Genomic DNA, 24,711 nt, shown 5'->3' on the forward strand with positions numbered 1-24,711 from the left:
CCATCCGGGTCTAGACTTTGTTGTGACGCGGCCCCGACGGCCGCCCCTGAAAGACACGAGACCCGCGAGCGCCCCCCATGAATGCTTCCCCGACGTCCATCCTCGACACCATCGGCAACACCCCGCTATTGCCGCTTCGGCATGTCTTGCCCGCCAACGGCGCAAGAATCCTGCTGAAACTCGAAACGCAGAACCCGACCGGCAGCATGAAAGACCGTATGGCGCTGGCGATGATCGAAGCCCCCGAGTCTGACGGACGCCTGCCGCCCGGCGGTGCCGTCGTGGAATACACCGGTGGCAGCACGGGCGTCTCGCTAGCGCTCATCTGTGCGGTGAAGAAGCACCCGCTGCATATCGTGACGTCCGACGCGTTTTCGAAGGAAAAGCTCGACCACATGCGGTTGCTCGGTGCCAGGCTCACGCTGATTCCGAGTGACAACGGCAAGCAGACGGCACGGCTGACGAAGGACATGATCCGTGAAGCCCATCGCATCGCCGACGAGACGGGCGCGTATCTCACGTCGCAGATGGAGAACACCGATCAGTTGCACGCGTACACGTTAATGGCCGACGAAATCTGGACGCAGACCGGCGGCCGTATCGACGGCTTCGTGCAGAGTGTGGGCACCGCCGCGTCGTTGCGCGGTATCGCCGAAGCGCTGCGTCAGCGCGATGCGAACATTCGGATGGTGGCCGTGGAGCCAGCCGAGTCGGCGGTGTTGTCGGGCGGCCCGTCCGGTGCGCACAAGATCGACGGTATCGGTGCGGGCTATGTGGTGCCGCTCTGGCGCGACGATATTGCGAACGGCATCGAGCGCGTCACGACCGACGAGGCGAAAGCCATGGCGTTTCGACTGGCCGCCGAGGAAGGGCTGTTTTGTGGCACGTCCACGGGTGCGAATGTGACGGCAGCGCTACGCCTTGCCGAGCGGCTCGGCCCCGATGCGACCGTCGTCACCATCATGTGCGATACAGGCATGAAGTATCTGAAGACGTTTGCCGAACATCTGACGCCATAAACACTTGGGGCGCGGCGAGTCTTACTTGCCGCGCATGCGCGTGAACCGCTGCTCGGTAACCTCGGTTCCCCACTGCGCGCCCGTCGACTCGGCGGCCAGTTCAAAGCCGAACGATTCGTAGAGATGACGCGCAGCGTCCAGTCCCTTGAACGTCCACAGATAAGTCTCGCGGAAACGCTCATCGACGAACTGCATGGCGTGCGACATCAACTGCCGTCCGATACCTGTCCCACGCAAAGAATCGTCCACGATGAACCACCGCAAATGCGCCACGCCGGTAGCGAAATCGCCGTCGATGGCGAGCGATGCCAGCGTGCGCCCCTGCTCGACGCAAAGCCAAATTGCCTTGCCCTCGGCAGGCAGCGCCCCGGCAAATTCCGCCAGTTCCGTGGCGACCTTCTTCTCGAAGAACGCGCCGAAGCCCCAGTGCTCCGCGTAAAACCGCGCGTGCAGGCTCGCGATATCGCCAATGCAGCCGGGCACGTAGCCCTGCTGTACTGACGGTCCCTCGGCGCTCATGCCGGTCGACTTCGCCACGTTGTCGAGCGCCAGTGCGTCGGCATACAGCGCCAGCGAGCGAATCAACGCCTGCTGATCGGCCGGTACCAGACGCCGCAGCGCGTTGGAGACCTGATCGGTCGCAAACCGGTCGATCCGCTTGCGCAGCGCCTGCCCGGCCGGGGTCAGTTGCAGCGCGTACGTCCGGGCGTCGTCCTTCGACGCCACACGGGTGACGAGCCCGCAAGCTTCCAGCTTGGCGAGTTGACGGCTGGTGTTCGACTTGTCGAGCCGCAGCAGACCGCCCAGATCCTTCGCGCTGACGCCCGGGTTTGCGCCAATCTCGATGACCGCATGGACGGCCGACGGCGCCAGATCGCTGTCGGCCAGCGTCGTGCGCATGAAGCCAAGCTCGCGCACCAGCTTGCGCGAAAACTCCCGCAGTTCGAGAATCGTGGCGTCTCGCGAGCCAGCGTTCAGGTCGGTGATATCCATGGCACGGGGCAGATTGGCTGAATTAGTTGCGCTTCGCAACAATATAGTTGCATAGTGCAACTTATGCAAGGCGGAAATTTACCGGATCGCTAGCGCGATGCGCTCATTTGCGCCGTCGCTTTTGATGGAGAATTGTCGCGTTTTGTCGACACGCCGTCGCAACGCGCGAGAAGCCACTAAACTGCTGGCCGAAGCTGCCCTCTCTCCCCCCGTCCGTTGCCATCTCGAAAATGCCCACCAGGATCCTTCTCGTCGAAGACGACGCGCGCCTCTCAGCCCTGGTCGCCGGCTATCTGCAAAAGCATGGCTACCAGGTCGATACCGTGCTCGACGGGGCCCGCGCGGTGCAGGCGATCATCAAACGCCGTCCCGATCTGGTCATCCTCGACGTGAACCTGCCCGGCAAAGACGGGTTTCAGGTGTGCCGAGAAGCGCGCGAGCATTACGACGGCATCGTCATCATGGTGACCGCACGCGACGAGGAGTTCGACGAAGTACTCGGGCTGGAATTGGGTGCCGACGATTACGTGCACAAGCCGGTGCAGCCCCGCGTGCTGCTCGCACGGATCAAGGCGCAACTGCGCCGCAACGTGCAGCGGCCCTCATCGGCGGCGCAGCCGGAATCGATCACCTTCGGCAAGTTCAGGATCGACCGTGGCAACCGCACGGTGACGCTGCCCGATGGCACCACCCCGGATCTGACCTCGGCGGAGTTCGACCTGCTGTGGGCGTTGGCGCGCTCCGCCGGGCAGGTGGTCACGCGAGACGATCTGGTGCGGCAACTGCGCGGCGTCGAATTCGACGGGGTCGACCGCTCGGTCGACGGTGGCATTTACAAGCTGCGCCGCAAGCTGGGCGACGACACCACGCCGCCCCAGCGCATTCTGACCGTGCGCGGCAAGGGCTATCAGCTCAACAAATCGGATTGGGACTGAGTCGCGCGGCACGTATGAAAGCGCGCTGGCGTCGAGTTGTCCGACACGACACGGCAACGCACTCGATGACGCTAAACGACCCTCGAAGACCCTCGAAGACCCTCGAAGACATAACGCAACACCTCGCCGGGACAAACCATGCGTGGCCATCACTTCCAGCCTTATCGCTACTGCCGGCTCCGTTGGCAGCGCTTCCGGCGCTCATGGACCGACACCCGGGCCGACCGGCGCCCCAGTTGGTCGCGTCTCTACGTGCGCACCTACACTCGCCTGCTGTGGTTATGCCTGCTTGTGCTCGCCGTGCCAGCGGCGCTTCTGCTGATCAATTTGCCCGCTGAGTGGCTTCATGAGCACTTGCTGAGGGCGCGGTTCCTGCTGCCGTTCGCCGTCTCCACGCTGGCGTTGCCCGCCATCGTCGCGTATCGCTGGATGCGCCCCGTCTGGGTCGATCTGGTGATGGTGCGCGAACGTGCCATCGACTTCAGCGGCGGACGGTTTCACACCCGGGCGCGCGAATCCTATAGCGTCATCATCGGGCCGCTCGCGCGAACGCTGAACGCGCTTGCCGAGCGCATGGAGAAGCTGATAGCCACGCAACGCGACCTGACCAACGGCATTTCTCACGAACTGCGCACACCATTGGCCCGACTGCGCTTCGCACTGGAAATCTTGCGTGATCCATCGTCCCCCACGGATGCGTGTCAACAAGCGCTGGAGAGCATCGATCAGGATGTGACTGAACTCGACGAACTGATCGACATGAGCCTGACGTTCGCGCGTCTCGAATACAGCTCGCTTCAATCACACGTCGAAGCCACCTCGGTATCGAACTGGTTCACGGCGCAGGTGCGCGACGCCACCTTGCTCTACGCCGATCGCGAGATCACGCTCGACACCGATTGGGACACCTCGCAGTTGGTGGTGATGGACAAGCGCCTGATGTCTTACGCGATGCGCAATCTGCTGCGCAATGCCAGCCGTTACGCCACCTCGCGGATTGTCGTGGGGCTGCACTTGCGCCACGGCAATGTGGAAATCTATGTAGAAGACGACGGCCCCGGCATTCCGGAGAGCGAGCGCAAGCGAATCTTCGATGCCTTTGTTCGTCTGGATCGCAGAACGGGCGGCTATGGTCTTGGCCTCGCCATCACCGAACAAGTCTTGCGTGCTCACCACGGACGCGTTGTCGCGACCGATCCGGTCACGCTGGGCGGCGCGCGCTTCGAGATGAGTTGGCCGGCAGTGACGCGATAGCGCCAAAGCGCTTGAGACACAAACCTCTCAAGACGCGCTAAATCCGCCGTCGGCCGCCAAGACGTGTCCGACGACAAACGAGGCCTCGTCCGACGCCAGCCACACGACCGCCTCGGCGACTTCCTCGGGCTGGCCCATCCGTCGCAGCGGCAGACCAGCGGCAACGGCCGACATATCGGCGATGCCGGACGCCAGCATCATGTCGGTCACGACACGTCCCGGCGCGACGGCGTTGATTCGAATGCCGCGAGGGGCGCACTCCATCGCGGCCGATCGCATCAATGAAATCACTGCCGCCTTGGACGCCGAGTAAAGCGCCAGCCCCGGATTGGGATTTCGCATGCCGCTGACCGAAGCGTTGATGACGATGCGACCGCCGCCCTGTTCTGCCATGACAGGCACTTGGTGCTTCAAGCACAAGAAAACCGAACGAACATTGGCATCGAACACGCGCTCGTAGACCGCAGTGTCCTGCGCTTCGACCGGCGCCCGGCGCTCCTGAAAGCCTGCATTGTTGAACGCGACGTCAAGGCGGCCGAACCGGGCGAGCGTGGTCTGGACCAGATTCGCCACGTCCTCCTCGCGCGTCACGTCGGTTGGCACGTACAAGCCTTGTGCGCCCGCCGCGCGGCATTCGGCAGCAACGGCTTCACCTTCGTGCGTACGACGCCCCGCAATCACCACAGCCTCGGCACCTTCACGCGCCATCAGGACTGCCGTCGCGCGACCGATACCGCTGCCGCCCCCGGTTACCAGCCCCACGCGACCCGCCATACGGCCACGGCGCGGCGTTGAATCTCCGGCTTGCGACGATGTTTCCATGGTGCCCCCTGAATGTTGCAACTTCTCACGCGAACCTTGTGGTGCCCATGGCGGAAATCGATGGCCGAAGACACAGATTGGTTGTATCGTACAACATTGTTTTCATAAATCAATCGAGAATCAAAAATGCCCGATGTCGACACCTCGCTGATCGATGCCATTCGAGCGGCGTCACGAAAGATGGTGCGTGAGTTGGGATTCATGCGCACGACATTGGCCGGCACGGACTATTCACCGTCGGCCGTGCACGCGATTATGGAAATCGGCGCTCGTCAGTCGATGACCGCGGCGGAACTCGCGGAATTCCTCAATCTCGAAAAATCCAGCATCAGCCGGATGGTTCGCAAATTGATCGAAGCCGGGGAATTGAAGGAAGCCGTCAGTCGTGGCGATGCGCGTGCCAAGTTGCTGACATTGACGCCGCGTGGCAAGCGGACATTGGTGTCGATCAACGACTATGGCCGGCAGCAAGTCACCAGCGCGTTGACACAATTGACCGACGACCAGCAACAAGCCGTGGCTGCGGGATTGACCGCGTATGCCCGCGCGCTGGAGACGCATCGGGTTGGCGCGCCGGATAACGCGTGACGGCATTTCCCCGGAGCAAGGGCTCGAAGGCTTCGGTGGCATACTGACGGACAGATTCGGTGTCCGCTCACTCCTTGCCAAAGCTCAACTTGCCGATCAGAACAGCAACGCCATCCCGTCGTTCCATTACGGCCGTTATCGGCGCGTCGATGCTTTGCGCCGCGTTCGCGGTGCCGCTCGCACTGGCCAAGACCGACGCCCCCATGACCGCTGCCCAGTCCGACCCACGCACGCTCGGCTGGATGACCGGGTCGCCGCCGCCCGACGACAAGGCCATTCGTTTTACCGATGGCGATTACTTCACCTTTCCCAAGTCGCGCTGGACCGTCTGCCACTTCCGTGAACTCATGCCGACCGTCGGCGTGTCGCGCGGCCCCGGCGGCGCAGTGCCATTGGCTCGTAAAATCGACGCAGGCATCGATGCCGTCACTTTCACACCGATTGGCAGCGACGTGAAGATGAGCTGGCGGCAGGCGTTCGATGCCAACTACACGGATGGCGTCATCGTGCTGCACAAGGGCCGCGTGGTGTATGAGCGCTACGCCGGCTGCCTCGATGCCAACGGACAACACGGCGCGATGTCGGTAACGAAGTCGCTGACCGGATTGCTCGGCGAAATGCTCGTCGCTGAAGGCGTGATCGACGAGAACGCGCGCGTCGACACCATCGTCCCCGAACTGCGGCAAAGCGCCTTTGGCGACGCCACCGTTCGACAGGTCATGGACATGACGACCGGACTGCAATTCAGCGAGGACTATAGCGATCCCAATGCGGAAGTCTGGCGTCATGCCGATGCGGGAAGCCCGCTACCCAAACCGCGCGGTTACACCGGGCCGAGAACCTATTGGGAATACCTGCAAACCGTGCGCAAACAGGGCGAGCACGGCTCGGCCTTCGCTTACAAGACGGTCAACACCGACGCGCTGGGATGGATCATCGCCCGCAAGACCGGCAAGCCGGTTGCGCAGTTGTTATCCGAACGCATCTGGCAGCACATGGGTGCGGAACAAGACGCTTATTACACCGTCGACTCGCTCGGCACGCCCTTCGCGGGCGGTGGCTTCAACGCAGGGTTACGTGACATGGCGCGCATCGGTGAACTGATGCTGGAAGGCGGCACGATCAATGGCAAGCGGCTGGTGCCGAAGCAGGCCATCGATCACATTCGTGCGGGCGGCGACAAGGCCAAATTTGCGAAGGCCGGTTATGACCTGCTCAAAGGCTGGAGCTACAGCGGCATGTGGTGGGTATCGCACAACGCCCACGGCGCGTTCATGGCGCGCGGCGTCCACGGACAGGCGATCTACGTCGATCCTGCCGCGCAGATGGTGATCGCACGCTTCAGCTCACATCCAACCGCCAGCAATTCGGCGAACGATCCGACGTCACTGCCCGCTTATCAGGCGGTCGCGGACTACTTGATGACTCACCCGTAACACGCTCACCCCATGACACCCACGCCCCCCAAACTCGACACCGTCAGTGCCGGTACGTTGCAGCACTACAACGCCAACGCGGAAGACTTCCGTGAAGGCACGCGCGACCACGACGTCTCGCAAAACATGTCGGCGTTGTTGCGTCATATCAATGGCACGCCGCCGTTCACGATTCTCGATTTCGGTTGCGGCCCCGGGCGCGATCTCAAGACCTTCACCGCAATGGGTCATCGTGCGATCGGGCTCGAAGGTGCCGAGCGCTTTGTGGCAATGGCGCGGGAGGACTCGGGCTGCGAAGTCTGGCAGCAGGATTTTCTCCAACTGGATTTGCCCGCGTCGCACTTTGACGGCATCTTCGCGAATGCGGTGCTGTTCCACGTCCCGAGTCAGGAATTGCCGCGCGTACTGCGAGAGTTGTACGCGACGCTGAAACCCGGTGGCGCGCTGTTCAGTTCCAATCCGCGAGGGACCAATCAGGAAGGCTGGCACCACGGGCGTTACGGCGCATTCCACGATCTGGAGACGTGGCGCCAGTATGTCGAGAGCGCCGGCTTTATCGAACTCGAACACTATTACCGCCCCACGGGTCTGCCGCGCGAGCAGCAGCCGTGGCTGGCCAGCGTGTGGCGCAAGCCGGTTGAGTGATGCACTCGGCTGCCCCTTCGTCGGGCTGACCCTATACTGGGGCACTTGGAGAATTCAATGGCTGATCACGACAAGCTGCATCCGTTACGTCCCTTCCTGAAGAACTGGGTTTGGGAGCATGGTCGAATCGGCACCCGCTATCTCGATTGCACCGACGGCGAAGTCAAGTTCGACGAGGGCAAGAAGTCGCACTTCGCATCCGAGGCCTACATCTACGTGCCGCTCGACAAGACGGTTGCCGACGATGCCACCGTCGAAGGGCCGCCGATTCAGGAAGCGGGACTCGCGCGGTTTCTGAAGGCGGCGCAGTTGGGGAAGCCGGAAGAGGCAGGCTCTGCGGCGGAAGTGCAGCGTGCCGTGGCGGATTGCCTCTCGCTCGGACTGTTCAGCGCCTATCAGAAGACCGCGCGCGAAGCCTTCGTGCGGTATTCGGAAGAGGCGATGTTCGACGATGAAATCCGTGCGGCCATCGTCGAGGATATTCGCCGTGGCTACTCAGGCATGCGCGAGCAACTGGCGTTATACGACTTCACCGTGCTTTACGGCTTGCCCGCTTCCTTGCTCATCGGCGATGCACCGTTCATCGACTGGCGTCTCGCTATCAGCCCGGGCCTTCCGTTCGTGTCGCTGCCGCTCGGACCGCACTGCCTGCTCGTGGGCGCAGCATCGGGACGCAAGAGCAAGACAGCCCCCGTGGTCTGGAAAGCGGCGGCCGCGATGGGGCCGTTGAAAGACCACAATCGACTCATCGTGGAGCAGGCCAGCTTGTGGCTGGTCGCGACGACGGACGACCCGCTCGTCGCCGCGCAGAGTCGCTTTGCGAAGGCAGAGGGATGATTCGTTTCGCCGCCGGGCGCCTTCTCTCGGGGCTCGCCGCCAGTGCGTTGGTGGCGTGCGCATCGACGGGTACCGACGGCTCGGCCGTCACGACATCGCTGGCTGACGGCCGCAGCGGCGTCATCACCTTCGCGTCAGTGACGCCCCGCAGTACCGGTGATTTTCTCGCGAACTACACCGGCAACAGCAAAGCCATCATTGAAGGCACGCTGACGCTGCCGGAGAACGCACCGCCGGTCGTTCCCGCAGTGATCATCCTGCATGGCAGTAGCGGCGTGAATCCCGGGGAGCGCGTGTGGGCCGCACGAATGAATGCGTTGGGGTATGCCAGCTTCATCGTGGACAGCTTCACTGGACGCGGCATCCGAAACACCGAGAAGGATCAGACGCAGCTTTCGATGGCGGCCGATATTGCCGATGCTTATGCAGCCCTGCGCTTGCTGGCCACCGACCCGCGCATTGATAAGCATCGAATCGCCGTGATGGGATTTTCGCGGGGCGGGTTCGCATCGCTCTATTCCGCGCTCGCGCCGTTTCAACAGATTGCGGCGGATAACGATTTGCGTTTTGCCGCCCACGTGGCGTTCTATCCTTCCTGCGGTATTTCTTACGCATCGGCGCGGCTCGATGGCGCCCCTGTCATGATGCTGGTCGGCGGCAAGGACAATTACACGCCAGCCGCCCCCTGCGTGGCTTACGCAGACACGCTGCGCGCAAAGGGCGCGCAGGTGGTCGTCAAGGAATATCCGAACGCCTATCACGCGTTCGACCGGCCGACATCGATCCGCTCGGTACCGCTGGCGACAAGCGGGCGAGAATGCCGCGGTGTTTATGATCTCGACCGTCGCGCGCTCACGATGACTCGCGACGGCCAGTCCCTGACGGGCGCTGCCGCCACAGCGGAGTCGAAACGCTGTCTGACGCGCGGCGTCACGATGGGCGGCGATCCCCAAGGACAGGCAGAGTCGCCGGCTGACGTGGCGGCATTCCTGAAGACGGCGTTCCGCTGATCTGACCCGCAGCTCAAACGCAGCGGCGTCGCCATCAACCGTCCGTCGACACCGTCAGTGACTCCCACGCGTCGAGTTCTGCTCCCATGGCGGACAATTTGTCGCGCACGAGTTTGAGGGCATCGCTGCCGAGCAGCAGATGCGCAGGAGGATGTTCTGCTGCGATCGCAGCCAGCATCGCGCGCGCCGCTTTCACGGGATCGCCGAGTTGTTTGCCGTTCTTCTCTTCGCGCGCCGCGCGCACCGGATTGAACACTTCGTCGTAGTCGGCAATCGAACGCGGCGTGCGCGTCATCGAGCGCCCTGCCCAATCGGTCCGGAACGAGCCGGGGGCCACCGCCGTTACCGCGATGCCGAAAGGTTTGACCTCTTTGCCGAGGCTTTCCGAAATCCCCTCCAGCGCAAATTTGCTGCCGCCGTAGTACGCGATGCCCGGCATCGTGATGTAGCCGCCCATCGACGTGATGTTCAGAATATGACCCCGTCGGCGCGCACGCATGAATGGCAGCACCGCTTTCATCATGGCCACCGCGCCGAAAACATTCACGTCGAATTGACGACGCATTTCGGACAACGGCGACTCTTCCAGAATGCCTTCGTGGCCATAGCCCGCGTTGTTCACCAGCACGTCGATCGGCCCCACGCTCGCCTCGATCTCCGACACGACATCGTCGATGGAATCGAAATCGGTGACGTCCAGCACACGCCCGACGGCCGCTGCCGAGAGCGATTCGAAATCACGCTTTGCCTCCGCACTCCTCACCGTCCCCACTACCTTGTGCCCCACCGACAGTGCCTCTTGTGCGAGCGCGCGGCCGAAGCCGCTGCTGACGCCGGTGATAAGCAGAATCTTGTTCGATGCCATGGTTGCCTCTCTCAAACGTTGCATGGAGAATGCATACTAATCTCGGCGAACGATGTGATTAAGCTAGATTTCGCTAATATTCTTGCCTAAAACTATGAGCAAAAGCATTGCCGCCCGACGGCCTCCGGAAACGGCGTCGTCCACGCGAGCCCGCACGGTTGCCTTGCTGCGCACGTTGGCCCCCTCGGAGGGCTACAACCTGACGGCCTTGCCAAGCGTTCGCATCCTGCGCTCGGATCAGGCGCTGGCGCGCACGCCGGTGCTGTACGACCCCGGCATCGTGATCGTGTGTCAGGGGCGCAAGCGCGGGTATTTCGGCGATCAGTTGTACGTGTACGACGAGCACCACTATCTCGCCGTCTCGGTGCCCGTGCCTTTCACTATGGAAACCGACGCAACGCCCGAGCGGCCGCTGCTCGCGCTGTATCTGCATCTCGATTTTGCGTTGGCGGCCGAGTTGATGGCGCAGATTGAACGTGAGGGCATGACGGATCATGTCGATGCGCCGCAGAGCATGATGTCCACGCCGATGGACGACACCATGCAAGCGTCTGTGCTGCGCTTTCTCGAAGCCATGTCGCGACCGCTTGACGCCGCGATACTGGGCCCGGGGCTGCTGCGTGAAATCTACTTCCGGGTGCTGACCGGTGCGCAGGGCGGTGCGATGCGCGAAGCGCTGGCGATGCGTGGACAGTTCGGCAAGATCGGGCGATCGCTACGGCTCATTCACGCCGGGTATGCCGAGCCACTCGACGTGACACAACTGGCCGACGCCGCGGGGATGAGCGTGCCGAGCTTTCATAGCCATTTCAAGGCGATTACGCAGGTATCGCCCATGCAGTATGTGAAGTCGACACGCCTGCATCAGGCGAGATTGCTGATGGTGCGTCAGGGCATGAGCGCGGAGGTGGCGAGCCATGCCGTGGGCTACACCAGCGCCTCGCAATTCAGCCGCGAGTTCAAGCGGCTATTCGGTCTGACACCGGCGGCCGAGACGCGGCGGATGCGTGAAAGTTTCGCCATCCCGGCCGCCTTCGCCGGTGCGGCTTATGTGTCGTCGCACTGATGCTGCGAAGCAGAACGCGTCGAACGACTGACGGCGTTCACAGGCGCTCGCCTTGCGCCTAAACTACGCCAACGCTCTCTGCGCTCGTGGATCTCATGACCTCTCGAAAAAGCCACCGCCCCGGCTCGACTGACGCATCCGCCACGCCGGTAGAGGGTGCTTCGTCGCCGGTGCCGCAAGGCCTGCAAGATCCCGCGCTGCTGCGCCGCCTGCTGCGGGCCAAAGACCGCATGGATGCCGCGTCGCACGAAGCATGGCCGGTCGAGCGATTGGCGGCGGTCAGTGGCGCGTCTAAAGCCCATTTCGCCCGCGCCTTCAAACTTGCCTTCGGCCTTCCGCCGCATCGCTACCTGCTGACGCGGCGCATCGAGCAAGCCAATACCCTGCTGCGAGACACCGACCTCAGCGTCACCGACATCGCTTATGCAACGGGCTGGGAAAGCCTCGGCACGTTTGGCCGAATCTTTCGCGACATCACCGGCATGAGCCCGGGCGCCATGCGCAAGCAGGCACAGGCCAACACGCAGCCGCTGGAGCGCGTCCCCGCTTGCGTCCTGAAAGCCGCTCAGCGTCCCGATCTCAACATCGCAGTTTTGGAGAAGCGCCGCCAAACCGCCGACGGTAAAGTCGGCCCATCAACCAAGGAGGTCTCATGAACCAAGGCATCAGTGTGGTGGGCTTGTACGTCGACGATCAGGAGGAAGCGTTGGCGTTCTACGTCGGGAAACTCGGTTTTCGCGTGCACACGGACGTGCGCAATGGCGCTTACCGCTGGCTCACCGTCCAGCATCCGGACCAGCCCTCGTTTCAACTGGGCTTGTTCACGCCCGGCCCGCCCATCCATGACGAAGCGACCGCCCAAACGCTGCGGGCAATGGTCGCCAAGGGCGCCATGCCGCCGCTCGTCCTGCATGTGTCAGACTGCCGCGAGAGCTACACCCGGCTCAAGGCCAGTGGCGTCGAGTTCACGCAGGAGCCGGTCGAACGCTATGGCAGCGTCGATGCAGGGTTTCGTGACCCGGCGGGCAATGGCTGGAAGATGATTCAGGCGCCGCAAGGGCAACGCCAAGGCTAAAGCCAAGACGCGTCGCAAGCGGTTTCCCCAAGGAATTTGACGAATGCCCATCGACGATCGCACCAGAATCATCCGCGCCAAGACGGCGGAGTCCGCCGCCATGGTGGCGAACGTCAGGCGCGCCATGGCGATCACCGCCAAGCTCAACCGCCTGACGTTCGACGACGCGGATCAGGTGCGCGCGTTGTTCAGCGAACTCATCGGCAGGGAGATCGACGACAGCTTTCTGTTAATCCCCCCGTTCTACACGGCGGGGGGCAACGAAACCCGCGTCGGGCGCAATGTCTTCGTCAATCAAAACTGCACGTTCCACGATCTCGGCGGCCTCGACATCGGTGACGATGTGATGATCGGCCCGAACGTGAGCCTCATCACGACGAGCCATCCGCTCGATCCTGCGCAGCGCCGCTCGACTACCATCGGCAAGCCTATCGTGATCGGCAAGGGGGTATGGATTGCGACCGGCGCCATCGTCGTCGGCGGCGTGACTATCGGCGAAAACGCCGTGGTTGCGGCTGGCTCGGTGGTCACCAAGGATGTTCCCGCGAACTCGCTCGTCGGCGGCAATCCGGCGCGGGTGATCCGGTCGATTCACGACGATTAAATCCTTCGCCCGCGTCAGTGCAACGTCGCTTGGGCGATACCGGCGAGCGCACAAAACACAACCACAACCAGTGGTGGAAACTTCCGGCGCGCAAGCAGGAAAAAGCCGATAACAGCGACCGCAAAGTCTGGTGTGGAATGGACCGCACTTGTCCAGACCGGGGAATACAACGCGCTCGCCAGTAACCCGACGACCGCCGCATTCACGCCGGCAAGAAGCGCCGTCGCCGATGAGCGGCCTCGCAGCACTTGCCAGTAGGGAAGTGCTGCGAGAACAAGCAGCAAGCCGGGCAGGAAGATACCTACGGTGGCCAGCAATGCACCGGCCCAGTGATTCGGCGTTCCCGCCAACATCCACCCAAGAAACGCCGCGAACGAGAACAGCGGGCCGGGAACGGCCTGAGCGGCACCATAGCCTGCCAGAAAATCGTTGGACGAGATCCAGCCCGTCGCGACGGTTTGTTGTTGCAACAGAGGCAGCACCACGTGACCGCCGCCAAACACTAACGCCCCTGATCGATAGAAGGCGTCGAACACCTTGATTGACTGCCCGGCATAGGACCCCGCTAACGCCGGGAGCCCGAACAACAGGGCAAAGAAGCAGATCAATGCCACGACGCCTGCCGCGCGTGAAACACCAAACACGTGGGGCCGCACCGATGGTCCATGCAAATCTGAAGATGACGCCGTCTTGCAGAACACGAGTCCCAGCACTGCACCCAGTACGATAACAATGAGTTGCGCGTAAACGGTCGTCAGCACGCTGAGCGCTGCCACGGTGACGAGTGCGATGGCGGCACGGCGATGATCCGGGCATAGCCGCCTCGCCATATCCCAAACGGCTTGCGCGACGACAGCAACGGCAACGAGCTTCAACCCATGAATCAACCCGCTGCCGGCCGGGCCGCCAAGGTCGGGGGCGACGGCAGCAAAGGCGAGCAGCAGCAGAACGGACGGCAACGTGAAGCCAAGCCACGCCGCGAGCCCGCCAAGCCAACCTGCGCGCAGCAAGCCAATAGAAAAGCCGAGTTGACTGCTCGCCGGCCCCGGCAGGAACTGACACAGCCCGAGCAGGTCGGTAAAAGTCCCGTCGTCGAGCCAGCGCCTGCGCTCGACAAACTCCCGGCGGAAATACCCCAGATGCGCGATGGGGCCGCCGAAAGACGTCAGCCCCAGCTTGAGAAACACCCCAAGAACCTCGAACGCTGAGCCCACCCGATTCGAATGCGTCGATGAAGTACCCGTTTCCATGAACTGTCGATTTCCCGATATCGGCCGCGCATTCCACCCGCGCGAATAACCTGCCAAGCTGTGACGCCGCGAACGCTGACGTCATGAACGCTCAATGATGACGCGAGTTTGCAACAGCGCCGTGTCCATCGCACCGGACTCGCTCAATACGTCCGTCCCAATTGGAAGTAGAAGTTGTTGCGTCCGCCCGGCGCGAACGCGACACCAAGGTAGATCGGGCCGAATGACGTCGTCAGCGCCGTGAATGCCGTAATGCTCCTGCGTAGCGTACCGCTGCCGAAACTGGCGTCGCCACCCCACACATTGCCCGCTTCCAGACTCAGCCCCACGAACAGCCGCCGGATCGGCGACGCCGAGAATGTCGCGAGCTGGTTCATGTACGTCACCTGACTGTAGAACATCGAATTCCCTGCCAACTGGTCGGCCGCATAAGCCGACAGATGCTGGAAGCCGCCCAACGTGAAGCCGAACGGATTGGTCGGGTTCACGCCGCCGAAGTTATTGCCCGCCTCCACGCTGGCGTTGACGCTGTGCCGCCCATAACTCGCCGCCACCAGCGTCTTCCCGTACACCTCGGTGTAGCTGTCGTCGCCAGCGAACAACGAGCGCTCGGCACGCAACTCCACGAAGTAGCCCTTACGGACAAATTGCGGATCGTCCAACTGATCGATCACCAGCCGCGCACGCGCGCTCAACTGCCGGCCGTAGATATCCGGGAACAGCAGTTGACGCGGTGACCCGTCGTCCTCGATGGGCAGGTTGTACTGGGGTGAGGCACTGCCATGGGCATAGGCAATACCAAGGCGGAAGTCGCCAAAATGGGACAACGGGAAACCGAAATCGACGCCAGCGCGCTCAGTGGTCAGGCGGTATCGCGTGAGCTTGATGTCGCCCGATTCGTCGTAGACGTTCGCGTGCCGTCGTTGCAGATCGATATACGGCGCGATGTACGGTCCCCACGCATTGGCGAGCGGCTGGCGAAGCTCCATGTGCAGATCGGCCTGATCGCTGCCGAGCGTTGCGTCCACGCGTGCTTCAAGGCCACTGTCGGTCAGCCACGGACGACGATAGCCGACGTGCATCCGGAAGTTGCCCTCTTCCTTGGTCGTCGCCGAGAGCCCGAGTCCGAACAGCAGGTAGTTCGGCCCCCAGCGCTTCTCCTGCGCGGTGATGACCAGCTTGTGCTCGCCGTTGTCGTCGACGATCTGCTGCGTCACCGTTTCAAAGTCGTCCTCATTGGTCAACGCTTGCAGATCCTTGTTGATGCGCGCCGGGTCGTAGATATCCCCTTCTTTGACATGAATCGCCGCTCGGATCTTCGACGGCGGCACAACCCCGCGCGACTGGATTTCGATCTTTGCAATGCGCACGGTCTGCGGGGCAGGCGTTTCATGGCGCCCCCGCCACGCGGCATAGTCAGCGGGCGACAACGCGAGCTGCTTCAATTGCGGAAGCGCGGCACGCGTGGCGGCTTCGCCCGCGTCGATGGCGCGGGCGGCATCCTGAAAATCGGTGAAGGTGAGTCGGCCCAGATCCGGTTGAATCAGCACGTCGCCCTTGTGCAACTGGTCGCGCTGCCGGGCCACGTTCTGGCGAATCAGAATGCCGATCATCTGCTGCATCACATCGGCCGGTGACGACAGCGCGTCGAGCGGGCGCAGCGGCGAACCGATATCGACGGCGATCACGATATCCGCGCCCATCTCCCGTACGGTCTCGATCGGCAGATTGCTGGTAATGCCCCCGTCGATCAGCGTCCGGCCATCGACGTCGGTCGGCGAGAAGAGCCCCGGCAGCGCCATGCTGGCGCGAATGGCTTGCGGCAGCGAGCCGTGATCGAGCACCACCATCTGGCCGGTGCGCAGGTCGGTGGCGATGGCGCGAAACGGAATGGGCAGGCTGTCGAACGTAACCTTGCCCGTGATGGTCGGCGTCCATTCCTGTAACAAGGCTTGCAGGCGATTGCCATGCACCAGCCCCGCCGGCAACTGAAAACCATTGCTGCCGTAGCCCAGCGAGAAGCTGTCGACGTAATAGCGCTCGTCTTCGCGCAAGGACTGCGGCAGATCGCTGCGGTCGACGACGTCGAACGCCACATCGGCCAGATTCACGTTCTCGAGCCGGTGACGCATGTCCTTCGTGTCCAGCCCGCTCGCGTACAGGCCGCCGACGACCGCCCCCATGCTGGCCGCCGCGATGCAGTCGACCGGGATGTGGTTCTGTTCAAGCACCTCCAGCACGCCGAGATGGGCATAGCCTCTGGCGCCGCCACCCGACAGGACCAGCCCGATGGATGGGCGGCTGGTGTCGCCACCTTCGGCGCGGCAGGCTTTGGCCTCGGCCGTCCGGGGCAACACGAGCGAGACGGCGGCAATTGCGATGGCGGCCAGCAAACCGGCGCCGATACGACCGATCCTGCCGCTATCGTGTCGGGAAGGTGTGCTGTGACGGCTCATCGATGACAAGGTTTCCTGAAAACCGCAAGGTTACCCTGTTCCCCTTCCACCGAAGGGTCGATGAAACGTCAGATATCCTGTGAATTCCCTTCCGCTGCTCGCGGGACTGCTGGAGTGTTAGCTGGTCAGGCACTTGTAGAGCAGCCGGTACGGCCCCACGCCGCCAGCCACGCCAATGCGGGCAAGCATGAACGGATCGTCGTCCGGTGCCGCCCGCCCTCGCCGCGTGGTGGTGGCGTTGCCGTAACCCGCCCGTTCCACCAGATCGCGCACCTGACGATTCACATTGCCGTAGGGGTAGCAGAACGACTCCACGCGCGCGTTGCAGATGTCTTCCAACTGGCGCTTGGCCGTGACGATCTGCTGCGCGGCCTCCTGCACGGAGACATCCGGCAGCGAGACGTGATCCACCGTGTGCGAACCCACTTCGTGACCGTGCCGCATCCACGTGAGCAATTCTTTCCGGTACATCAGCCGCGTGCGCTCGGTCGCGAGGTGAGCGTCCCAATCGTTCTCACCGCCCAGACGGCCGGCGACGAAGTAGCACGTTGCCGTGAAGCCGAGTTCGTTCAGCACCGGCATGGCGTTGGTCAACACATTGCTGAATCCGTCGTCGAACGTGATGCCGAATACACGGCGCCGGGGCTCACCTCGCGCATCCCACGCGCCGCTCATGTGTTGCTGCAACTCGCGCATGCTCAGCCCTTGATAGCCGAGTCGCTTGAGCAACGTCATCTGACGGCGGAACATGCCCGGGTCGACGCTGAGCCCCCGCAACGGGTCCGTCGGTGCCGGCAAAGGCCGGATCTGGTGGTACATCAGAATCGGAACTGACACGCCGCGCCCTCAGGCCAGTTGCTTCGACGCAATGAGCTGGACGGACATCGCATCCACATACACCCCTTGCGTAGCCGCGACAAAGCTCTCGAAGCAGAACTCCGAGCGTGCCTTCATGGCGGCCATGTGGCCCATCAAACGCACGCGCCCCGGGTCGGCCACGATGTCGCGAAGTACCTGCGCGATGGCGCTGGCATTGCGCGGCGGGACGATCCAGCCATCGACGCCGTTCGAGACGTTCTCAGGCAAGCCGCCCACGTTCGACACGAGCATCGGGCAGCCCATCGCCATGGCCTCGCGGCACGCATACGACAGGCTCTCGTAGTACGACAGGACGAACGACACGTCGGTCACGGCCAACAGGTCCTGCACGCTATCGAGCGAGCCGGTAAATACGATCTGCTGGTCCAGTCCGCAACGCGCCACCATGGCGCGCTGCGCCGCACTCGGATCGGTGCCCGCCAGCCAGATGCGAAAGCGGCTGCGCAGATCGACCGGCAGCAGCATGAGCGCTGCCACCAGATCGGCCCATCCCTTCGATTCGCCAGTACCGGCCGCACTGCCGAGGATGATGGCGTCGGATGAATCCACCCCGAGCAATGCGGATCGGCGCGTACGAATCTCGTCCCAGTTCAGGGCCTCATGACCGATGGCACGCACGCCGTGCTTGATGACGACAACGTTCTTGTAGGGCGATTTACGCGCCAGCATCTCGCTCACGTGGTCGCTGACGGCAATCGTGAGACGAGTGGCAAACTTCGCGCGAAACCAGTTGCCCAGCGAGGTCGCGGCGTAGGTGTTGTGTTTCGTGAAGACGACTTCCGGCCGGTTGCGCATGCCGACGAGCGCCAGCATGACTTGCCGGTGATCGGCCGATCCGTTCACATGAATGATGTCGAATCGCCGGGTTTCGATCAGTTTTCGCAGCTTCAGGGTTTCGCGCAGCATCATGTGCCAGCGCAGCTTGAAGTGAATTTCGACCGTCTCGACACCGGGGGTGTCCTTGAATTTTGTCGCCAGATGGCTGCCGGGCGGCGACGCGACCGTCACCTGATGGGTCCGGCTCATCGCAACGGCGAGGTCGCGAATGTAGGTATCCTGGCCGCCGCCGCTGCCGACGTGGAAGTTGGTGTAGAGAATCTTCATCGGGTTTGGCGCTGACGCGACTGCGAGGTAATGTCATCGCAAATGTTACGTAGCCCGATGTCGGGATAGTGTGGAGTCCTGATGAGAATTATTTTTGTTTGTCGTCGCGGCGACATGACTTAACTTTCGGCGCATTTCAGCGCCGTATGCTCCCGTCAATCGCAACTGAATCTGAAGCTGTCGTCCAGCTCGCGCGGCAGCACCAGCGTGCGCAGATTCGCCGCCAGGGCCGCAGCACACAACTCACGACGGCCCGCCTCGGTGCGATAGCTCGCGCGATACTCCGCATTCAGGACCGGCTTGTTCTTTGACGTGAAGGCGCGATAGCCACGGCATTCGTTCTGTTCGTGACACTCCTCGTTCACCGCGAAGTCGAACAGCGGTTCGAGCGCCGCCAACTGATTGACGTCGTTCTTCAAGCCGATGGCCAGATTGCGTGCGTGCGCTTCGCGGGCGAGAAAGCCGTTAAAGGCGAGCTGATCCTGCGCGGAGAGCGGAAAACCCGTGTCGTTGGCGTAACCGTCAACGTTGTCGGGCTCTACGCCATCGCAACCTTTTGCCACGGCGCGGTCGAGGCGTTGCTTCATGATCGACCGGACGTTGTCGGATCTCACATCGAGCCAGTTTTCGCCCTCCCAGCCGCGCATCGCCCGCCCCTTCTCCCACGCTTTGAACTGACTGAAATCGGTGCGCCAGTTTTCAGAACTTCCCGCCGAGAAGTAACAAACGACCTTGCGGCCATCGCGCTTGAGTTGGGCGATGACACCCGGGTCGGTATCGAACAGGTCGATGTCGTAGACATCCACGTTGTAGGTCGTGTTGACCTTCCCCCGGAGTTGCCACTGCCACGTGTCGGTCACTGACGGCTGCCATCGCGCCGCAGGCGTGCCTCCCGCCCGGATGGCGGCTTCGTTGGACGCGAGAATCTGCCCGCCGCGTGCGGCGGACAGCTCCAGTGCGCTTGCCTGCAACGAGATCGCCGCAACGATCGCGGCAAGAAGACCGAACCCCACACGTGCGCCAATCGTCGCCATCGTTACTCCACCAGATATCCAAAGCCTGACTTGTTGGCGCGCTTCGCCATGGAATGATCACCCGCGCCCGTGCCTTCCTTCATCGACGCCGAGAGGTTATGCCCACACCCCGGGCAAGACAATTGACGCGCCGTCGGCTTTTGTCGCGTTTTGTCGCGGAGGCTCGCGTTTCATCGCTTTCACGGCGTGCAGCGGGTGGTTTGGCCAGTGATGAGCCGGTGATTTGCATTTCACCGCAAGTTACGTATAATTGAGCGCGCACTCACTCTATTTAATGCAATCACCATGGCTCGCCCGTTAAGCCCCGAGAAACGTAACGCCCTGCTTCATTCGGCAACGCTCGCCGTTGCCGAACACGGCGTTATGGCGACCACGTCGGCGATTGCGAAGGGTGCGGGTGTCGCCGAAGGCACGTTGTTCACCTATTTCGAGAGCAAGGAAGTCCTGTTCCGGGAGCTGTATCTGCAACTCAAGCAGGATCTCGCGCGGGCTTTGATGCCGGATTACCCCCATGCGGCGGCCTACCAGCAGCGCATGGCGCATGTTTTCGATCGCTATGTCAGTTGGGGGCTTGCCAATCCGGCCGGGCGGTACGCCGTCGCACGTCTGTCGGCATCGGGCGTCATCCCGCAAGCGACCCGGCTTCAGGGCATGGAGCCGTTTCTTGCCGTCGCGCAAATGATGGAAGACGGCGTGCGGGAGGGCCTGCTGGTCGATGCGCCGATTTCGTTTCTCTCGTCGGTCATCGAGCACATTGCCGATACGACCATCGAGCACGTAAATCAGCAGCCCGAGGCCGGCGCGCAGTACCGGCAGTTGGGATTGCGCATGTTGTGGCGTGCCATCACGTCGTAAGCCGTTAGTTTCAGCCGTTAGATTCAGCCGTTCGTCCAAGTCGTTTCAGCTAAGTCAGTTCGTTTCAGGCAGTTGTGCTTTCACAGCTTTGTCATTTAATTGAGTGCGTACGCACGCATTTATATCAAGGAGTCTTACGCCATGTCTCAACAACAATGGTTCATCACCGGCGCCTCGGGTGGCTTGGGTCTCGCCCTCACGGAAGCCGTGCTCGCAAAAGGCCACCGCGTCGTGGCCGCCGTGCGGCGCCCCAACGCCATGCAGTCGCTGGCCGCAAAGTATCCCGGTCTGCTGAGCGTCGAAGCGCTCGACGTCACCGACGTTGCGCAAGTGAAGGCCGTCGCCGCGCGTCACACCGACATCGATGTGCTCGTGAACAACGCGGGCGGCGCCGTCATCGGTGCAATGGAAGAGATGAGTCAGTCGGATATCGACCATCAGCTCACGTTGAATCTGATCGCGCCGATTCACGTGACCCGCGCTTTCCTTCCGGCATTGCGCGCCAAGCAGCGCGGCACGCTGATCTACGTCACCAGTGTCGGCGGCCGCGCCTCGTTCCCGAGCGGCTCGATGTACCACGCCGCGAAGTTCGGCCTCGAAGGCTTTGCCGAATCGGTGAGTCAGGAAGTTGCCGAGTTCGGTATCAGGACAGTCATCATCGAACCCGGCTCGATCAAAACAGATTTCGTCGCGAACATTCGCTGGACGGAGGCGCTGCCCGATTATCAAAACAGCGTCGTCGGCAAGCTGCGCCAGCAAATCAAGGAAGTCGGCGACGAGCAGGCATCGGGCGATCCGCAAAAAATGGCGGCCGCCATTTACGACGTCAGCCAGATGGCAACACCGCCGTTGCGTACCGTGCTGGGTGGCGACGCTTATGCAGTGCTCGAAGCGAGCTACACGCGCAGTCTCGCCGCGCTGCAAGCCCAGAAGGCACTCGCTGAATCCGTCATGTTCGCCGGCAAGACCGGTTTCAATCCGCAGTAAATCTGGAAGGGATCACTATCATGTCCAAAGTCTGGTTGATTACCGGTGCAGCGCGCGGGTTGGGTCGTTCGATCCTCGAAGCGGCACTCGAAGCGGGTGGCAAGGTGTTGGCGACGGCACGCAATCCGGCGCAGCTTGCCGAGTTGAAGACGCAGTACAGCGCGTACGGCGACAAACTCGCGACGTTTTCACTCGACGTGACGAATGGCGCACAGGCGAGCGACGCTGTTGCGGAAGCCGCACGCCGTTTCGGTCGGCTCGACGTACTCGTGAACAATGCGGGTTACGGTCATATCGAGCCGTTCGAGTACACGGCAGATGACGACTTTCGTGCGCAGATCGAGACCAATTTCTTTGGTGTCGTAAATCTCACGCGCGCGGCGATTCCCGTCATGCGAAGCCAGGGCGGTGGTTACATTTTTCAAGTATCGTCGGTGGGTGGTCGTATCAGCACGCCGGGGCTTGCAGCCTATCAGGCCGCCAAATGGGCCGTCGGTGGATTCAGCGATGTCGTGGGCAAAGAAGTCGCCCCGTTCGGCATTCAGCTCTGCACGTTGGAACCCGGTGGGATGCGCACCGGCTGGGGCCACGAGGCGCGCGAAACGTTGCACGATCTGCCTGCGGATTACCAAGCGTCGATGGGTGAGTTCAAGGCGTTGATCGATGCTTATGTCGGGCACGAAGTCGGTGACCCGCAGCGCATCGCGAAACTGATTGCGCAACTCGCCACGCGCGCGAGCCTGCCGGCGCGTCTGGTATTGGGTTCAGATGCCTGGCAAGTGCTTGAAGCCGAGGAGCAGGCGCGTCACGCGTCGATGCAAATCTGGAAACCCGTCACGCTGGCCGCCGATTTCGATTCGGCTGCCCCGGTGTGGCCTACGGAGTAACGTCATGCGAATTGTCCTGTTCGGCGCGAGTGGCATGGTCGGCCAAGGCGCATTGCTCGCCTGCCTGAAGGCCTCGGATGTCACCGAGATCATCGTCGTCGGCAGGCAAGCGCTGCGGGGCCACGACGATCCGCGCATCAAGGCCGTCGTGGTCCCCGATCTGAAGACCTTCGACGCGAGCGATGCGATATTCGCCAACGTCGATGCGTGCTTCTTCTGCATCGGCGTCACGTCGTTTCGAATGGCAGAAGCGGACTATCGCGTCGTGACGTACGACCTGACGCTGCACATCGCTCAGCAATTGGTCGCCCGCAGCCCGGGCATGGCGATGGTGTATGTGTCCGGCGCCGGGGCCGACAGCAGCGAGCGCGGCAAGACGATGTGGGCACGCGTGCGCGGGCAAACGGAAAACGCGTTGCAACGTCTGCCCTTCGGTCGGGTGGCGATTTTCCGCCCGGCTGCCATCGTCCCCGAAGATGGCATCCAGTCGCGCACCACCAGCTATCGATGGCTGTATCTCGTGCTCAAACCGGTGCTGGCGCTGGTGCGCAGCGTCTCGCCGTCGGGTGTATTGACCACCCGCGTGATGGGCGACGCCATGCTCAATGTCGTTCGGCGCGGTGCCCCGGCAGCCATTCTTGCGCCGGTGGATATCTATCGGTTGTCGCTCGGTCAGACGTAAGTCGATCAGGGCGCGCAGTACCGCGCTGACGCGCCCTAATGGTTCGAACGGATCGAATGCCTCAGGCCGCGCGCTCCGCACCGATAGAAAGCTCACCCGGTGCCTCAGCGAAGGATGTCCCGTCGTCTTGCGGGTGAAGCCCCAGCGCGGCATCCAGCGACCACGCCTTGCCGGTCCACGGCCGCAGCGCCCCCTCCCACTTGGCAATCACCGCCGTCGCGACCGCATTGCCCACCACGTTGGTCATCGTGCGCCCCATGTCGGCAAACTGATCGATCGCCAGCAGCAACACCATTCCCTCGACAGGCAATCCGAACAGCGGCAGCGTCGCGGCAATAACCACCATTGCGGCGCGCGGCACGCCGGCAATGCCCTTGCTCGTGAGCATCATCACGAAGAGCATCGAGAACTGTTGCTCCCAAGACAACGGGATGTTGTAGACCTGCGCGATGAAGATCGATGCGAACGCCTGAAACATCATCGAGCCATCGAGATTGAACGAGTACGCCAGCGGCAAGATGAAGGAACTGATGCGCGGGCTGACACCGAACCGGGTGAGCTGCTCGATGGTCTTGGCATACGCCGCTTCACCGCTGGCCGTGCTGAAGGCAATGATCATCGGCTCGCGTATCAGTTTGAGCAGCGAGAACACCGACTTGCCGATGAAGCAATAGCCCGCCGTCAGAATGAGCCCCCACAGCAGCAACATGCCGAAATAGATCGCGCCGATGAACTTGGCGTAAATCAGCAACACGCCAAGCCCCTGCACTGCGACCACCGCCGCGATGGCGGAGAACACTCCCAGCGGCGCAACATACATCACGTAGCCGGTAATCTTGAGCATGATGGCAAACAGCTCCTCGATGCCCTGCACCACCTGCCCGGCCAGCTTCCCCCGCAGTGCGCCGATCGCCGTGCCGAAGAACACTGAGAACACGAGAATCGGCAGCACTTCGTTCTGTGCCATCGCCTGAAAAATACTCGCGGGCACGATATGCGCCACGAAGGAATGAATATTGAACGCCGAGGTGTTCAACCCCGTGGCGGTGTTCGCGGCGGGCACGCCCACATGCATCGAATGGCCGATCTGAAACACGTTGCTCAGCACCAGCCCAAGCGTCAGCGAGATGACCGAGGCGCAGAAAAACCACGTGAGTGCCTTGAGCCCCACTCGCCCGACGGCGCGTGCGTCGCCCATGCCTGCCAGACCGACGACGATGCCGCTGAAGACCAGCGGTGCAATGATCATCTTGATCAGGCGAAGAAAGATCTCCGTCATTAGCGAGAAGTAGCTCGCCGCGTTCTTGATAGCCTCCGGCCCCGATGCGAACTGATGGACGCATTGACCGGCAATGACCCCGGCGATCATGCCGGTAAGAATCATCAGCCCCAGTCGGTTGAATTTCATTCCAGTCTCCTCGACGAGGC

Annotated in this window: 25 protein-coding genes; 16 read left to right on the plus strand and 9 right to left on the minus strand. The window is 62.4% G+C overall.

Going from position 1 to position 24,711, the window contains the following annotated elements; all coding sequences use genetic code 11:
* Nucleotides 1-77 precede the first annotated feature (77 nt).
* Entirely contained in the window at nt 78-1,019 is a 942-nt protein-coding gene (locus CDV46_RS17560; RefSeq protein WP_087723935.1) for a PLP-dependent cysteine synthase family protein, read from the plus strand.
* A gap of 21 nt (nt 1,020-1,040) precedes the next feature.
* On the opposite strand, the gene CDV46_RS17565 is transcribed toward CDV46_RS17560, so the two are convergent.
* On the minus strand, nt 1,041-2,012 hold the full coding sequence (locus CDV46_RS17565; RefSeq protein WP_087723936.1) for a bifunctional helix-turn-helix transcriptional regulator/GNAT family N-acetyltransferase: 972 nt from the start codon (nt 2,010-2,012) through the stop codon (nt 1,041-1,043).
* Nucleotides 2,013-2,242: 230 nt separating this feature from the next.
* On the opposite strand from CDV46_RS17565, the gene CDV46_RS17570 reads away from it, so the two are divergent.
* Entirely contained in the window at nt 2,243-2,947 is a 705-nt protein-coding gene (locus CDV46_RS17570; RefSeq protein ID WP_087689769.1) for a response regulator transcription factor, read from the plus strand.
* Between the two features lie 138 nt (nt 2,948-3,085).
* Nucleotides 3,086-4,201: an ATP-binding protein gene (locus CDV46_RS17575; protein ID WP_087723938.1), complete on the plus strand. Its 1,116-nt coding sequence runs from the start codon at nt 3,086-3,088 to the stop codon at nt 4,199-4,201.
* Nucleotides 4,202-4,228: 27 nt separating this feature from the next.
* Here the strand turns inward: CDV46_RS17575 and CDV46_RS17580 are convergent, their stop codons facing one another.
* Nucleotides 4,229-5,023, minus strand: coding sequence for an SDR family NAD(P)-dependent oxidoreductase (locus CDV46_RS17580; RefSeq protein ID WP_254916101.1), 795 nt, complete (start codon nt 5,021-5,023; stop codon nt 4,229-4,231).
* A 126-nt stretch (nt 5,024-5,149) separates the two neighbouring features.
* On the opposite strand from CDV46_RS17580, the gene CDV46_RS17585 reads away from it, so the two are divergent.
* From CDV46_RS17585 to CDV46_RS17605, 5 genes are all read left to right on the plus strand, one after another.
* Nucleotides 5,150-5,611: a MarR family winged helix-turn-helix transcriptional regulator gene (locus CDV46_RS17585; protein WP_087689775.1), complete on the plus strand. Its 462-nt coding sequence runs from the start codon at nt 5,150-5,152 to the stop codon at nt 5,609-5,611.
* Nucleotides 5,612-5,760: 149 nt separating this feature from the next.
* Nucleotides 5,761-7,047: a serine hydrolase domain-containing protein gene (locus CDV46_RS17590; protein ID WP_087723942.1), complete on the plus strand. Its 1,287-nt coding sequence runs from the start codon at nt 5,761-5,763 to the stop codon at nt 7,045-7,047.
* Nucleotides 7,048-7,059: 12 nt separating this feature from the next.
* Nucleotides 7,060-7,692, plus strand: a complete 633-nt coding sequence (locus CDV46_RS17595; protein WP_087723944.1) for a class I SAM-dependent methyltransferase — start codon at nt 7,060-7,062, stop codon at nt 7,690-7,692.
* A 57-nt stretch (nt 7,693-7,749) separates the two neighbouring features.
* Complete coding sequence (locus tag CDV46_RS17600; RefSeq protein ID WP_087723946.1) at nt 7,750-8,529, plus strand: hypothetical protein; 780 nt, start codon at nt 7,750-7,752, stop codon at nt 8,527-8,529.
* Entirely contained in the window at nt 8,526-9,539 is a 1,014-nt protein-coding gene (locus tag CDV46_RS17605) for a dienelactone hydrolase family protein (protein ID WP_087723948.1), read from the plus strand. Before CDV46_RS17600 ends, CDV46_RS17605 begins: the two co-directional genes overlap by 4 nt.
* Before the next feature lie 34 nt (nt 9,540-9,573).
* Here the strand turns inward: CDV46_RS17605 and CDV46_RS17610 are convergent, their stop codons facing one another.
* A complete protein-coding gene (locus CDV46_RS17610) occupies nt 9,574-10,404 on the minus strand; it encodes an oxidoreductase (RefSeq protein WP_087723950.1) in 831 nt (276 codons plus the stop codon).
* A 94-nt stretch (nt 10,405-10,498) separates the two neighbouring features.
* On the opposite strand from CDV46_RS17610, the gene CDV46_RS17615 reads away from it, so the two are divergent.
* The 4 genes from CDV46_RS17615 (at nt 10,499) to CDV46_RS17630 (ending at nt 13,149) form a co-directional block, all read left to right on the plus strand.
* Nucleotides 10,499-11,470 carry an AraC family transcriptional regulator gene (locus tag CDV46_RS17615; RefSeq protein ID WP_087723952.1) on the plus strand — a complete coding sequence of 324 codons (972 nt, stop codon included), beginning with the start codon at nt 10,499-10,501 and terminating at the stop codon, nt 11,468-11,470.
* Nucleotides 11,471-11,565: 95 nt separating this feature from the next.
* Nucleotides 11,566-12,126: a helix-turn-helix domain-containing protein gene (locus tag CDV46_RS17620; protein ID WP_087723953.1), complete on the plus strand. Its 561-nt coding sequence runs from the start codon at nt 11,566-11,568 to the stop codon at nt 12,124-12,126.
* Entirely contained in the window at nt 12,123-12,545 is a 423-nt protein-coding gene (locus CDV46_RS17625) for a VOC family protein (RefSeq protein WP_087723955.1), read from the plus strand. The genes CDV46_RS17620 and CDV46_RS17625 overlap by 4 nt, the downstream gene beginning before the upstream one ends.
* Nucleotides 12,546-12,588: 43 nt before the next feature.
* Nucleotides 12,589-13,149, plus strand: a complete 561-nt coding sequence (locus CDV46_RS17630; protein ID WP_087689791.1) for a sugar O-acetyltransferase — start codon at nt 12,589-12,591, stop codon at nt 13,147-13,149.
* Nucleotides 13,150-13,163: 14 nt separating this feature from the next.
* Here CDV46_RS17630 and chrA read toward each other — a convergent pair whose 3' ends face one another.
* The 5 genes from chrA to CDV46_RS17655 form a co-directional block, all read right to left on the minus strand.
* Complete coding sequence (gene chrA / locus CDV46_RS17635) at nt 13,164-14,399, minus strand: chromate efflux transporter (protein ID WP_087723957.1); 1,236 nt, start codon at nt 14,397-14,399, stop codon at nt 13,164-13,166.
* 143 nt (nt 14,400-14,542) lie between these two features.
* Nucleotides 14,543-16,855 carry a patatin-like phospholipase family protein gene (locus CDV46_RS17640; RefSeq protein WP_087723959.1) on the minus strand — a complete coding sequence of 771 codons (2,313 nt, stop codon included), beginning with the start codon at nt 16,853-16,855 and terminating at the stop codon, nt 14,543-14,545.
* A gap of 117 nt (nt 16,856-16,972) precedes the next feature.
* On the minus strand, nt 16,973-17,674 hold the full coding sequence (locus tag CDV46_RS17645) for a polysaccharide deacetylase family protein (RefSeq protein WP_087723961.1): 702 nt from the start codon (nt 17,672-17,674) through the stop codon (nt 16,973-16,975).
* Between the two features lie 27 nt (nt 17,675-17,701).
* Entirely contained in the window at nt 17,702-18,838 is a 1,137-nt protein-coding gene (locus CDV46_RS17650; protein WP_087723962.1) for a glycosyltransferase, read from the minus strand.
* Nucleotides 18,839-18,993: 155 nt separating this feature from the next.
* Nucleotides 18,994-19,872, minus strand: coding sequence for an endo alpha-1,4 polygalactosaminidase (locus CDV46_RS17655; protein ID WP_087689801.1), 879 nt, complete (start codon nt 19,870-19,872; stop codon nt 18,994-18,996).
* A 285-nt stretch (nt 19,873-20,157) separates the two neighbouring features.
* Between CDV46_RS17655 and CDV46_RS17660 the strand changes: the two genes are divergently transcribed.
* From CDV46_RS17660 to CDV46_RS17675, 4 genes are all read left to right on the plus strand, one after another.
* Nucleotides 20,158-20,727: a TetR/AcrR family transcriptional regulator gene (locus CDV46_RS17660; protein ID WP_087723964.1), complete on the plus strand. Its 570-nt coding sequence runs from the start codon at nt 20,158-20,160 to the stop codon at nt 20,725-20,727.
* A 141-nt stretch (nt 20,728-20,868) separates the two neighbouring features.
* A complete protein-coding gene (locus tag CDV46_RS17665) occupies nt 20,869-21,714 on the plus strand; it encodes an SDR family NAD(P)-dependent oxidoreductase (protein ID WP_087723966.1) in 846 nt (281 codons plus the stop codon).
* Between the two features lie 20 nt (nt 21,715-21,734).
* The gene (locus CDV46_RS17670; RefSeq protein ID WP_087723968.1) at nt 21,735-22,601 is read left to right on the plus strand and encodes an SDR family NAD(P)-dependent oxidoreductase; all 867 of its coding nucleotides are present in this window, start codon (nt 21,735-21,737) and stop codon (nt 22,599-22,601) included.
* 4 nt (nt 22,602-22,605) lie between these two features.
* The gene (locus CDV46_RS17675; protein ID WP_087723970.1) at nt 22,606-23,283 is read left to right on the plus strand and encodes a semialdehyde dehydrogenase; all 678 of its coding nucleotides are present in this window, start codon (nt 22,606-22,608) and stop codon (nt 23,281-23,283) included.
* 61 nt (nt 23,284-23,344) lie between these two features.
* On the opposite strand, the gene CDV46_RS17680 is transcribed toward CDV46_RS17675, so the two are convergent.
* Entirely contained in the window at nt 23,345-24,691 is a 1,347-nt protein-coding gene (locus CDV46_RS17680; protein ID WP_087723972.1) for a dicarboxylate/amino acid:cation symporter, read from the minus strand.
* Between the last annotated feature and the right edge of the window lie 20 nt (nt 24,692-24,711).

The organism is Pandoraea sp. PE-S2T-3 (assembly GCF_002179965.1).
Lineage (GTDB): Bacteria > Pseudomonadota > Gammaproteobacteria > Burkholderiales > Burkholderiaceae > Pandoraea.